The sequence below is a fragment of the Mesorhizobium sp. B2-8-9 genome (assembly GCF_006439475.1).
Lineage (GTDB): Bacteria > Pseudomonadota > Alphaproteobacteria > Rhizobiales > Rhizobiaceae > Mesorhizobium.
The window spans coordinates 139,554-152,125 of record NZ_VFTQ01000013.1; the positions used below are offsets into that span (position 1 = coordinate 139,554).

Genomic DNA, 12,572 nt, shown 5'->3' on the forward strand with positions numbered 1-12,572 from the left:
ACGGAGTCAGTCATCGCGTCGGATGTATGCAACGCATTGTGGCGATTATGCAACAAGTGTGGCCGGGAAGATAATCTTTCCCAGACAAAATCACCGACGGGACGAGGTGACGTTACGGCTGCCTGGCCGATTTGTAGACGTTGACGCCGAGCTCGCGGATCTTCTTGCGCAGCGTGTTGCGGTTGAGCCCCAAAAGCTCCGCCGCCTTGATCTGGTTGCCGCGCGTCGCCGTCATCGAAGCCAGCACCAGCGGATACTCGACCTCGGCAAGAATGCGCTGGTAGAGCCCGGCCGGCGGCAATTCGCCGGCGAAGGAGGCGAAGTAGCGCTGCAGGAAATGCTCGACAGCCTGGCCGATCGACAGATCGTCGGGGATGAGCGCGCCGCCATCGGGCACGACCGGCCTTTCGCCGGTTTTCAGCTCCGATTCTATGATTTCAGATGAAATCTCGTCCTGCGAGTAGAGGGCGGCCAGCCGGCGCACCAGGTTTTCAAGCTCGCGCACATTGCCCGGCCAGGGATAGCGTTTCATAAGCTCGATGCCGCCGGAGGATATGCGCTTGGTCTGCAGGCCCTCGTTGGCGCCCTGCTTGAAGAAATGCCGCACCAGGTCGGGAATGTCCTCGGAACGCTCGCGCAGCGCCGGCAGCCTGAGCGGCACGACGTTGAGACGATAGAACAGGTCCTCGCGGAACAGGCCCTGGTTGATGAGCGTGCGCAGGTCCTTGTTTGTGGCCGCGACGATACGGACGTCGGTCTTGATCGGCGTGCGGCCGCCGACAGTGGTGTATTCGCCCTGCTGCAGCACGCGCAGCAGCCGGGTCTGCGCTTCCATCGGCATGTCGCCGATCTCGTCGAGGAACAGCGTGCCGCCCTCGGCCTGTTCGAACCGGCCGCTGGAGCGGTTCTGTGCCCCGGTGAAGGCGCCCTTCTCGTGGCCGAACAATTCCGATTCGATCAGGTCGCGCGGGATCGCCGCCATGTTGATGGCCACGAACGGGCCGCCGCGACGGCGGCCATATTCGTGCAGCGCGCGCGCCACCAGCTCCTTGCCGGTGCCGGACTCGCCGCTGATCATGACCGTGAGGTCGGTCTGCATCATGCGCGCCAGCATGCGGTAGATGTCCTGCATGGCGGCGGATCGGCCGACCAGCGGCATCGTCTCCGGCTGGTCTTCCGCGCGGCCATCGAGCTTCGGCCGCTTCGGCTCGGCCAGCGCCCGGCTGACGATGTTGAGCAGCTCCGTCAGGTCGAACGGCTTCGGCAGATATTCGTAGGCGCCGGTCTCGGAGGCGCGGATGGCGGTCATGAACGTGTTCTGGGCGCTCATGACGATGACCGGCAGCTCGGGCCGCGCCTTCTTGATGCGCGGCAGCATGTCGAAGGCGTTTTCGTCGGGCATCACCACGTCGGTGATGACGAGATCGCCCTCGCCCGCCGCAACCCAACGCCACAGCGTCGAGGCATTGGAGGTCACGCGCACCTCGTGGCCGACGCGTGACAGCGCCTGGTTGAGCACGGTGCGGATGGCCGCATCGTCATCGGCGACGAGAATATTGCCGCGAGCGGTCATGTGCGGTCTCCTTCAGCTTCATCGCCGGCGCTTGGTGCGGCCTCCTTCCAGGCTGGAAGCAGGATGCGAAACGTCGTCCCGCGCGGCGTCGAATCGCATTCGATGATGCCGCCATGCTCGCCGACGATCTTGGCGACCAGCGCAAGGCCAAGTCCGGAGCCGTTCGGCTTGGTGGTGATGAACGGATCGAACAGGATCGGCAGGATGTCCTCGGAAACGCCTGGACCGTTGTCATGCACGCAGAATTCCAGCGGCAACGACACCCGGTCCTGCGTTCCGGGTACCGAGACGCGGATGCCTGGGCGGAAGGCCGTCGACAGCGCGATCTCGCCTTGCGGGTCGGCGCCGATCGCCTCGGCGGCGTTCTTGACCAGGTTGAGGAAGACCTGGATCAGTTGATCGCGGTTGGCGAAGACCGGAGGCAATGATGGATCATATTCCTCCAAGATCTTGATCCGTCTTGCAAAACCGTTCTTGGCAATCGCCTTCACATGGTCGAGCACGACATGGATGTTGACCGGATAGCGTTCGATCGGCCGCTCATCGGAGAACACTTCCATGCGGTCGACCAGTGAGACGATGCGGTCGGTCTCGTCGGTGATCAGGCGGGTCAGCGCGCGGTCTTCATCGGAGGCGGAAAGCTCGAGCAACTGGGCGGCGCCGCGAATGCCGGAGAGCGGGTTCTTAATCTCATGCGCCAGCATCGCGGCAAGACCGGTGACGGAGCGCGCCGCACCGCGATGCGTCATCTGGCGGTCGATCTTGTCGGCCATCGAGCGTTCCTGGAACATGACGACGACCGAGCCCGGAAATTCCGGCACCGGCGCGACGTAGAGATCGACCATCTTTTCGATGCCGAGGCGCGGCGACGAGACGTCGACGCGGTATTCGTTGACCGGCGCGCGGCGTTCGCGCACTTGGTCGACCAGCGTCAGCAACGGGCTGCCGAAGGGCACCAGCTTGGAGAGCGTGTTGCGCGCGAGCATATTCGCGCTGGAGCGGAAGAAGTCCTCGGCATCGGCGTTGGCGAATGTGATGAAGCCGTCGGGATCGACCATGATCACCGGGCGGCGGATGGTGTTGAGCACGATATTGGCGGCATCCGCCATATCGGCCTGCTGTGGCACGTCCGCCTTCATGCCGCGCTCCGCAGGCTGTCCGGGTGCGCGCCATCGGCGAAGACGCGGCCCAGTTCGGCAACGACTTCACCCGGCTTGAAGGACGTGAGAATGGCTTTGCGCTGCTCGGCTGAGACATCGGGAGCGTGACGGTCGAGATACCAGCCGAGATGTTTGCGCGCCTGACGCAGGCCGCTTTCGGCGCCGTAGAGCGAGAGCATGTCCTCGTAATGCAAGGTGACGTATTCGGCGAGCGCCTGCGGCGCGTGCGGAATGCCGGGCGCAGATACACCACCGGCAATTGAGGCGATGCTTCCTGCAATCCACGGCGCGCCGTAATGCGCGCGACCGATCATCACCGCGTCGGCGCCGGACTGTTCGAGGATTGTCGCCGCCTCTTCCGGCGAGCCGACATCGCCATTGGCCACGACCGGGATCGAGACGGCTTGCTTGACGCGGGCGATGGCGCGCCAGTCGGCCTTGCCCTGATAGAACTGGCAGCGCGTGCGGCCATGCACGGTCACCATGCTGACGCCGGCCTGTTCGGCGCGGCGCGCCAGCATCGGCGCGTTGAGCGCGCTTTCGTCCCAGCCGAGCCGCATTTTGACGGTCACCGGCACCGAAACGGCGCCGACCACCGCCTCGATTAGCGACAGCGCATGGTCGAGGTCGCGCATCAGCGCCGAGCCGGCATAGCCGCCGGTCACCTTCTTCGCCGGGCAGCCCATATTGATGTCGATGATATCGGCGCCCTCGCCCGTCGCGATTCGCGCGCCCTCTGCCATGTGCGCGGCCTCGCGGCCGGCAAGCTGCACCATATGCACCGGCAGACCGGAATGACGGATGCGAAGGTCGCAGCCTGCCCTGCCCTTGGCCAGTTCGCCGCTCGCCACCATTTCCGAAACGACCAATCCCGCGCCATGCGCGTGCGCGCGCTGCCGGAACGGCTCGTCGGTGATGCCCGACATCGGCGCCAGGAAAACCCGATTACGGATTTTCACGCCGCCGACATCAAGAGGCGATGCCAATTTGGTCAGTTCAGCCATGCACAAAAACCAAGCATGTTCGATCGTTGCACATTCTCTAGCCAGAAGTGTGGCATTGTGCAACGCGCAATGACGTCACATTAAGGCGCATTTTGGAAAAAGCTGGCCTTCGGCCATCACCCCGACTAGGACCGATCGGAATGAGCGAGGCAAGTGAAAAGCAAGCGACAGGCCTGAACGGCGGGATCGGGGTGGTGATCGTTGCCGCCGGCCGTGGCGCGCGCGCCGGACAGGCGGACGGTCCGAAGCAATATCAGCGCATCGGCGGCCGTGCCGTTATCGCGCATACGCTGGATATCTTCCTCTCCCATCCGATGATCGGTCCCGTGGTCGTGGCCATCCATGCCGACGATGCCGAACTCTTCGAACGCGCGGCCGAAGCGCATGGCGACCGTCTTGTCGCCGTGATCGGCGGCCCTTCGCGCCAGGCGTCCGTCCGGCTCGGCCTCCTGGCGCTGAGGGACCAGGCACCGGCAAAAGTGCTGGTGCATGACGCCGTGCGACCCTTCGTCGACGCCGGGCTGATCGACCGCACCATCGAAGCCATCGGCGAGCGCCAGGGCGCGTTGCCGGCGCTGCCTGTCGCCGACACGCTGAAGCGGGAATCGGCCGCCGGCATGATCGACGAGACGGTGTCGAGAGCCGGCCTTCATGCCGCGCAGACGCCGCAGGGCTTTCCGTTCTGGCCGCTGCTCGCCGCGCATGAGAAGGCGCATCATCTGGGCAAGACGGAGTTCACCGACGACGCGGCGATCGCCGAATGGGCACAGATACCGGTCAAGATCGTTCCCGGATCGCCGGACAATGTCAAACTCACCTGGGCAAGGGACATCGCATTGGCCGACCAGCGGCTTTCGAGCGCGCAGCAGCGCTTCCCGGATATTCGCACCGGCAACGGCTATGACGTGCACGCGTTCGAGCCCGGCGACCATGTAACGCTCTGCGGCGTCTCCATTCCCTATGATCGCAAACTCTCCGGGCATTCGGACGCCGATGTCGGGCTGCATGCGCTGACCGATGCGTTGCTCGCCACCTGCGGCGCCGGCGATATCGGCACGCATTTCCCACCGTCCGATCCGCAATGGAAGGGTGCTGCCTCGAAGATATTCGTCGAGCACGCGGCGAAGCTGGTGCGCGAGCGCGGCGGCCGTATCGCCAATGCCGACATCACACTGATCTGCGAGGCGCCGCGCGTCGGGCCGCATCGCGCGGCGATGACGCAAGCGCTCGCAGCCATGCTCGGCATCGCGCCCGAGCGCATTTCGATCAAGGCGACAACCAACGAGAAGCTCGGCTTCGTCGGGCGCGGCGAAGGTATCGCCGCGATCGCCACCGCCAGTGTCGTCTATCCGGGCGAGGTGCCGGCATGAGCAACGCCGAACTCGCAAATGCGCTGCTCCAGGCCTGCCAGCAGCGCGGTGTTATGCTGGCGACGGCCGAAAGCTGCACCGGCGGCCTGATCATCGCGGCGCTCACCGATATCGCCGGGTCTTCCGCCGTGGTCGATCGCGGCTTCGTCACTTATTCCAACGAAGCAAAGATGGAGATGCTCGGCATCTCCGCCGCCACGCTCGACGCGCATGGAGCGGTGTCGCGCGAGACGGTGCTGGAGATGGCCGCAGGCGCGCTGGCGCATTCGCAAGCGAGCCTGTCGCTCGCCGTCACCGGCATTGCCGGCCCCAGCGGCGGCTCGGCCGACAAGCCGGTCGGTCTTGTCTGGTTCGGGGTAGCGCTTGCAGGACAACCGGTTATCGCTGAGCGGCAGTTGTTCGGCCACAAGGGCCGCGAATTCATCCGGCACGAGACGGTGCGGCATGCGCTGCAACTCGGCTTGCGCGCGCTCGGCGAACGTTAGGCGGGCTTTGGACCGTAAATCACGTTTGCCCGTTTCTCGAAGGCTTCCGAGAACATGCGGAAAGCACGGTCGAACATCGTGCCCATCACGGCGCCGAGTATGCGGCTCTTGAATTCGTAGTCGATGAAGAAATGCACCTCGCAGCCGCTGGCCGCGGGGTCGAAGCGCCAGATGTTGCTGAGATATTTGAACGGGCCGTCTATGTATTTGACGTCGATCGCTTTCTCGTCGGGCTTTAGCAGCACTTGGGTCGTGAAAGTCTCGCGGATCGCCTTGTAGCCGATGCTCATGTCGGCAACCAGGATAGTGCGGCCGTCACGCTCCTTGCGCGAGCGCACGGTGAGCGATTCACAGAGCGGCAGGAATTGCGGGTAAGCCTCGATATCCGCCACCAGCGCGAACATCTCGTCGGGTGAATGCGCGACGCGGCGTGTCGCCTCGAATTTCGGCATTGAAGGTCAGCTGGCCTTCGCGAGCTGCGCCTCGCGCGCCGCGCGCAGCCTGGCGAAATCCTCGCCGGCATGGTGCGAGGAGCGCGTCAGCGGGCTCGACGCCATCAACAGGAAACCCTTGGTCTTGCCGATGGTCTCGTAGGACTTGAACTCGTCCGGCGGGATGAAGCGGATCACCGGATGGTGCTTCTTCGAAGGTTGCAGATACTGGCCGATGGTCATGAAGTCGACATTGGCAGAGCGCAGATCGTCCATCAACTGCAGCACTTCGTTCCGCTCCTCGCCGAGGCCGACCATGATGCCGGATTTGGTGAAGATCGAGGGGTCGATTTCCTTGACCCGCTGCAAAAGCCGGATCGAATGGAAATAACGCGCGCCGGGGCGAACCGTCAGATAATTCGACGGCACGGTTTCGAGATTGTGGTTGAAGACGTCGGGCTTGGCGGCAACGACGATCTCCAGCGCGCCGTCCTTGCGCAGGAAGTCGGGTGTCAGGATCTCGATCGTCGTCGAAGGCGTTGCCTTGCGGATGGCGCGGATAACATCGGCGAAGTGCTGCGCGCCGCCGTCGGCAAGATCGTCGCGGTCGACGGAGGTGATGACGACATGGCTCAATCCCATCTGCTTGACGGCATGCGCCACGCGCGCCGGCTCATCCGGATCGAGCGCGGTCGGGATGCCGGTCGCGACATTGCAGAAGGCGCAGGCACGCGTGCAGATCTCGCCCATGATCATGAAGGTGGCGTGCTTCTTGTCCCAGCATTCGCCGATATTCGGGCAGCCGGCTTCCTCGCACACCGTTACCAGCTTGTGCGACTTCACGATCTCGCGCGTTTCGGCATAGCCCTTCGAAACCGGCGCTTTGACGCGGATCCAGTCGGGCTTGCGCAGCACCTCCTGGTCGGGCCTGTGCGCCTTCTCGGGATGCCGCGGGCGCGGCCGGTTGGCGATCGTGTCTACGACTGTGACCATCTCAAACCCTTCGCGGCCGCGATTTCGCCAGCCGCCTGTCTTGCGTCATCTAGGACTTTTCGAGACAAAGAAAAAGGCCGCGGCAGCGCATGCCGCCACGGCCATTTTCGCATAACGGTGGCTTTGGGTCAGCGACGCACGAGCCGTCCGACGAAGATCAGCAGGCAGGCACCGATGAAGCCGGTGATCAGATAGGCGACCCAGCCGACGCCGAATGACTGGATGTTGAGGGCCTGCAGGATCGCGTTCAGCACTATGGCACCGACAATCCCCATGATGATGTTCATGAAGATACCAGTGTTGCTCTTCATGACCATCTCGGCCAGCCAACCCGCCAGGCCGCCGACAATGATGGCTGCGATCCAGCCGACGCCATTCATATGCATGTGCCAATTCCTCCTCGATCAGGTGAAAATGCATCCGGATACGAACCGCCTTGCCGTCAGCTTTCTCCGGCTGCCGCGTGTGAGTCTCGCCCGACAACGTTAGCACGGATTGGCCGTCGATCACCGACTGGTGACTTATCACCGATTGGTTGCTCATCAGGCGTTCAAAGCGCGGCCATAGGCGTCGAGCACGCTCTCCTTCATCATCTCCGACAGTGTCGGATGCGGGAAGATCGTGTGCATCAGCTCTTCCTCGGTGGTCTCCAGGTTCATCGCCACGACAAAACCCTGGATGAGCTCAGTCACCTCGGCGCCGACCATGTGCGCGCCGAGCAGCTGGCCGGTCTTCTTGTCGAAGATGGTCTTGACGAAGCCCTGGTCCTCGCCGAGCGCGATGGCCTTGCCGTTGGCGCTGAAAGGGAAGCGGCCGACGCGGATATCCTTGCCTTCCGCCTTGGCCTTCGCTTCGGTCAGGCCGACGGACGCGACCTGCGGGCTGCAATAGGTGCAGCCGGGGATCTTCAGCTTGTCGATGGGGTGCACGCCCGGGAAATTGGCTATCTTCTCGACGCAGACAACGCCCTCATGCTCGGCCTTGTGGGCGAGCATAGGCGGGCCGGCGACGTCGCCGATGGCGTAGATGCCGGGCACATTGGTCTTGCCGTAGCCGTCGACGACCACGCAGCCGCGATCCGTCTTCACGCCAAGCGCTTCAAGGCCGAGATTCTCGATGTTGCCCTGCACGCCGACGGCCGAGATCATGCGGTCGGCGGTGATCTTCTCGACCTTGCCGTCCTTCATCTCGACATGCGCGGTGACCGAATTGGCGCCCTTTTCAACCTTGGTCACCTTGGCCTCGAGGAGGATCTTCATGCCCTGCTTCTCGAACTGTTTTTGCGCGAATTTCGAGACCTCGGCGTCCTCGACCGGCATTACCGCCGGCAGCAGCTCGACCACCGTCACATCGGCGCCCATGGTGCGGTAGAACGAGGCGAATTCGATGCCGATGGCACCCGAACCCATCACCAACAGCGATTTCGGCATTTCCTTCGGCACCATGGCCTCGAAATAGGTCCAGATCAGCTTGCCGTCCGGCTCGATGCCGGGCAGCGCGCGCGGCCTGGCGCCCGTCGCCAGGATGATGTGCTTGGCCGTGTAGGTGCCCTCGCCCTTGACGCCTTTCGGCACCGGCGGCTGCGGCTCCATCGCCTTCTTCGCGGTCTTTGAGACGACGACCTCGCCCGGTTTGTCACCGGCTGGGGCTTTGGAAAGCTTGGCCTCGCCCCAGATGATGTCGACCTTGTTCTTCTTCATCAGGAAGCCGACACCGGTGTTCAGCCTGAGCGAGACTTTTCGCGAGCGGTCGACCACGGCAGCGGTGTCGGGCATAATTTTACCGCCTTCAAGCTTAAGCCCGTAATCCTTCAGATGATCCGAATAATGCATGATCTCGGCCGAGCGCAGCAGCGCCTTGGTCGGAATGCAGCCCCAATTCAGGCAGATGCCGCCAAGATGCTCGCGCTCGACGATTGCCGTCTTGAAGCCGAGCTGGGCGGAACGCACGGCCGTGACATAGCCGCCGGGGCCTGAGCCGATGATGATGACGTCGTAGGATTCAGCCACGGGTTTTCTCCCTGATCTTTCTGAGGGTTAGAGCGAGAGCATGACGCGCACGAGCGGCGCCAGAGCCTTGCCGATGTTTCGCGTGTTCTCGGCATCGAGATGGACGCCGTCGAGCGGCGTGGTGGTTGCGACCGTGCCGGCGTCGAAGAAGCCGCAGCCGGCCTCGTCGGCCAGCAAGGAATACTGCGGCGCAAGACGCTTGGAAGCGTCGTCGCCGCCGGCGAACATTTCCTTGAACTCGGCATTGTCGGTGCGTGTCACGACAGGCGGCGCGACAATGAGGATCTGCGGCGCTGGCCAATCGAACGGATAGTCATGGCCGCGCACGATATCGATCAGCCGCTGCACGCCTTGCTTGGCTGCGACCGGATTGCCGTGAATCCAAGGCTTCATGTCGTTGGCGCCGAGCATGATGATAACGAGATCGAGCGGCGCATGGCTGGTCAGGATCGTCGGCAGAATGCGGGCGCCGTTGCGATCGGCGCCGGCCAGATGGTCGTCGAAGGCCGTGGTGCGGCCGTTGAGGCCTTCGGCGATGACTTCGACATCGTTGCCGAGTTCAGCCCCAAGCACGCTCGGCCAGCGGTCCTCGAGCGCATGGCGGCCGAGATTGGCGGCGTCATAGCCCCAGGTCAGCGAGTCGCCATAACAGAGAATTATCTTCATGCGATTGCCCCACCTTGCCGAAAGCTGGCTGCGAGCGCCTGCCGCGCCGGCGTGCGAAGAGCTCGCCGTCGGGATTGAAAATAATCAGGGTGAAAAGGCTGGTGAAGAATTTCCGCACCGCCTTTTCCCTTCTTACACCAGCATGCCCATCGGGTTTTCGATCAAGCGCTTGAAGGCGCCAAGCAGTTCCGCGCCAAGCGCGCCGTCGACGGCGCGATGGTCGGTCGACAAGGTCACCGACATCACCGTGGCTATTCTGATCTCGCCCTCCTTCACCACCGCCCGTTCCTCGCCGGCGCCGACCGCCAGAATCGTCGCATGCGGCGGGTTGATGACGGCGGCAAAGTCCTTGACGCCGAACATGCCGAGATTGGACACTGCCGTCGTGCCGCCCTGATATTCTTCCGGCTTCAGCTTGCGGCTGCGGGCGCGGCTGGCCAGGTCCTTCATCTCGTTGGAGATGACCGACAGCGTCTTTTCGTCTGCATGCCGGATGATCGGCGTGATCAGGCCGCCGGGGATCGAGACGGCAACGCCGACATCGGCGTGCTTGTGCTTGACCATGGCGCTGTCGGTCCAGGAGGCGTTAGCGTCCGGCACCGCCATCAGCGCCATCGCCATGGCCTTGATGACCATGTCGTTGACCGAGAGCTTGTAGGCTGGAACCTCGCCCTTCTCGGTCTTCTTCATCGGGGCTGCGGCATTGAGCTGCGTGCGCAGCGCAAGCAGCGCGTCGAGCTCGCAATCGAGCGTCAAATAGAAATGCGGGATGGTCGACTTCGCCTCGACCAGGCGGCGCGCGATGGTCTTGCGCATGTTGTCGTGCGGCACGAGCTCGTAGGAGCCTTCGGCGAACAGCTTCAGCACCTGGTCGTCCGACATCGGCTTGGCTGCGGCCGGAGCGGACGGGGTGCCGGCGGGCGCCTTCGCAGCCGGAGCGCCGCCGGAAGCGATCGCCGCCTCGACATCGACCTTCACGACGCGGCCATGCGGGCCGGAACCGGTCAGCGCCGTCACGTCGACGCCGGCGTCCTTGGCGATGCGGCGGGCCAGCGGCGATGCGAAGACGCGATCGCCTGCGGCGTGGCCGTTGGCGACGGGAGCAGGCTCGGCCTTCGCCGGCGCGGGCGCCGCGGCGGCTGCTGCCGGCTTGGGCGCTTCCTTGGGCGCGGCGCCGCCGCCGCCGCTCTTGGCCGCTGCGGCAGTATCCTCGCCCTCGCCGACCAGGATGGCGATCAGCGCGTTGACCTTGACGCCTTCGGTGCCGGCCGGAACCACCAGCTTGGCGACTGTGCCTTCATCGACGGCTTCGACCTCCATCGTCGCCTTGTCGGTCTCGATCTCGGCGATCACGTCACCCGGCGAAACCTTATCGCCTTCCTTGACCAGCCATTTTGACAGATTGCCCTCTTCCATGGTCGGGGAGAGCGCCGGCATGGTGATGTTGATTGGCATGATGTCCTCCCGACCGGCTCAGCGATAAGTGACGGCTTTGACGGCCTCGACGACTTCGCCGACGTTGGGCAGCGCCAGCTTCTCGAGGTTCGCCGCGTAAGGCATGGGAACGTCCTTGCCGGCAATGGTGATCACCGGCGCATCGAGGAAATCGAAGGCGCGCTGCGAGACCTGGTTGGCGATGTGATCGCCGACCGAGTTCTGCGGAAAACCTTCTTCCACCACCACGAGACGGTTGGTCTTCTTCACCGAGGCGATGATCGTGTCGAAGTCGAGCGGGCGGATGGTTCTCAAATCGATGATCTCGGCGTCGATGCCCATGCCGCGCAACTCGGCTTCCGCCTTGAGCGCATAGGTCATGCCGATGCCGAAGGAGACGAGGGTGACGTCCTTGCCCTGCTTGTGGATACGCGCCTTGCCGATCGGCAGCACGAAGTCGTCGAGCTTCGGCACGTCGAAGGAATGGCCGTAGAGGATCTCGTTCTCCAGGAAGATGACCGGGTTCGGGTCGCGGATCGCGGCCTTGAGCAGGCCCTTGGCGTCGGCAGCCGTATAGGGCATCACCACCTTCAGGCCGGGGATATGGCTGTACCAGGCGGCATAGCATTGCGAGTGCTGGGCGGCGACGCGGGCCGCCGCACCGTTGGGACCACGGAACACGATCGGCGCGCCCATCTGGCCGCCGGACATATAGAGCGTCTTGGCGGCCGAGTTGATGATCTGGTCGATCGCCTGCATGGCGAAGTTGAAGGTCATGAACTCGACGATCGGCTTCAGCCCCGCCATCGCGGCGCCGACGCCGACACCGGCAAAGCCGTGCTCGGTGATCGGCGTGTCGACGACGCGCCTCGGCCCGAATTCCTGCAGCAGGCCCTGCGTGATCTTGTAGGCGCCTTGGTACTCGGCGACTTCCTCGCCCATGACGAAGACATCGCCGTCGCGGCGCATCTCCTCGGCCATGGCGTCACGAAGCGCTTCGCGCACCGTGGTGGAAACCATCTCGGTGCCGGCTGGAATATCCGGATCGGCGGCGATCTCCGCCTTCGGCGCGGCGGCGACAGCGGCAGACGCCTCGCTTTTGGCCGAAGCTTGCGCCGGGGCCGGCGCGGCTTTTTCAGCCTTGGCGGGCTCTTCTTCGCCGATGCCCTCGCCGGCCTTGTCGACGTCCTCGCCGTCGACGGCAAGCACGGCGATGACCGCGTTGACCTTGACGCCTTCGCTGCCGGCGGGAACCACGATCTTGGCCAGCGTGCCTTCGTCGACAGCTTCGACCTCCATCGTCGCCTTGTCGGTCTCGATCTCGGCGATCACATCACCGGCGACGACCTTGTCGCCTTCGTTCTTCAGCCATTTGGAAAGATTGCCCTCTTCCATCGTCGGCGACAGCGCGGGCATGAGAATTTCGATCGGCATGTCCTTGCCCTCT

12 protein-coding genes are annotated in these 12,572 nt (G+C 63.9%); 2 read left to right on the forward strand and 10 right to left on the reverse strand.

Translation table 11 applies throughout. From position 1 onward, the window contains the following. Positions 1-112: 112 nt before the first annotated feature. Genes ntrC through dusB form a run of 3 tightly spaced genes read right to left on the reverse strand, consistent with a single transcriptional unit; the run spans position 113 to position 3,737 of the window. Complete coding sequence (ntrC, locus tag FJ423_RS17375) at positions 113-1,573, reverse strand: nitrogen regulation protein NR(I) (protein WP_140843394.1); 1,461 nt, start codon at positions 1,571-1,573, stop codon at positions 113-115. Next, the gene (locus tag FJ423_RS17380) at positions 1,570-2,712 is read right to left on the reverse strand and encodes a nitrogen regulation protein NR(II) (protein ID WP_140843396.1); all 1,143 of its coding nucleotides are present in this window, start codon (positions 2,710-2,712) and stop codon (positions 1,570-1,572) included. Before FJ423_RS17380 ends, ntrC begins: the two co-directional genes overlap by 4 nt. Then, positions 2,709-3,737, reverse strand: a complete 1,029-nt coding sequence (gene dusB / locus FJ423_RS17385; protein WP_140843398.1) for a tRNA dihydrouridine synthase DusB — start codon at positions 3,735-3,737, stop codon at positions 2,709-2,711. Before dusB ends, FJ423_RS17380 begins: the two co-directional genes overlap by 4 nt. Positions 3,738-3,877: 140 nt before the next feature. Here dusB and FJ423_RS17390 point away from each other — a divergent pair, with 140 nt between their 5' ends. Beyond that, complete coding sequence (locus FJ423_RS17390; RefSeq protein ID WP_095765460.1) at positions 3,878-5,107, forward strand: bifunctional 2-C-methyl-D-erythritol 4-phosphate cytidylyltransferase/2-C-methyl-D-erythritol 2,4-cyclodiphosphate synthase; 1,230 nt, start codon at positions 3,878-3,880, stop codon at positions 5,105-5,107. Next, positions 5,104-5,592, forward strand: a complete 489-nt coding sequence (locus tag FJ423_RS17395) for a CinA family protein (protein WP_140843400.1) — start codon at positions 5,104-5,106, stop codon at positions 5,590-5,592. The genes FJ423_RS17390 and FJ423_RS17395 overlap by 4 nt, the downstream gene beginning before the upstream one ends. On the opposite strand, the gene FJ423_RS17400 is transcribed toward FJ423_RS17395, so the two are convergent. The 7 genes from FJ423_RS17400 to FJ423_RS17430 form a co-directional block, all read right to left on the reverse strand. Next, positions 5,589-6,044 (reverse strand): type II toxin-antitoxin system RatA family toxin, encoded by a 456-nt coding sequence (locus FJ423_RS17400; RefSeq protein WP_140843402.1) that lies wholly within the window; start codon positions 6,042-6,044, stop codon positions 5,589-5,591. The genes FJ423_RS17395 and FJ423_RS17400 overlap by 4 nt on opposite strands. A 6-nt stretch (positions 6,045-6,050) precedes the next feature. Further along, a complete protein-coding gene (lipA, locus tag FJ423_RS17405) occupies positions 6,051-7,016 on the reverse strand; it encodes a lipoyl synthase (protein ID WP_140843404.1) in 966 nt (321 codons plus the stop codon). A 128-nt stretch (positions 7,017-7,144) separates the two neighbouring features. Beyond that, positions 7,145-7,402 carry a GlsB/YeaQ/YmgE family stress response membrane protein gene (locus FJ423_RS17410; RefSeq protein WP_095765464.1) on the reverse strand — a complete coding sequence of 86 codons (258 nt, stop codon included), beginning with the start codon at positions 7,400-7,402 and terminating at the stop codon, positions 7,145-7,147. A 156-nt stretch (positions 7,403-7,558) separates the two neighbouring features. Then, entirely contained in the window at positions 7,559-9,025 is a 1,467-nt protein-coding gene (gene lpdA, locus FJ423_RS17415) for a dihydrolipoyl dehydrogenase (protein WP_140843406.1), read from the reverse strand. Positions 9,026-9,052: 27 nt separating this feature from the next. Further along, entirely contained in the window at positions 9,053-9,691 is a 639-nt protein-coding gene (locus tag FJ423_RS17420) for an SGNH/GDSL hydrolase family protein (protein ID WP_140843408.1), read from the reverse strand. 132 nt (positions 9,692-9,823) lie between these two features. Beyond that, positions 9,824-11,146: a pyruvate dehydrogenase complex dihydrolipoamide acetyltransferase gene (locus FJ423_RS17425; RefSeq protein ID WP_140843410.1), complete on the reverse strand. Its 1,323-nt coding sequence runs from the start codon at positions 11,144-11,146 to the stop codon at positions 9,824-9,826. Positions 11,147-11,164: 18 nt separating this feature from the next. Further along, positions 11,165-12,559, reverse strand: a complete 1,395-nt coding sequence (locus FJ423_RS17430; protein WP_095765468.1) for a pyruvate dehydrogenase complex E1 component subunit beta — start codon at positions 12,557-12,559, stop codon at positions 11,165-11,167. Between the last annotated feature and the right edge of the window lie 13 nt (positions 12,560-12,572).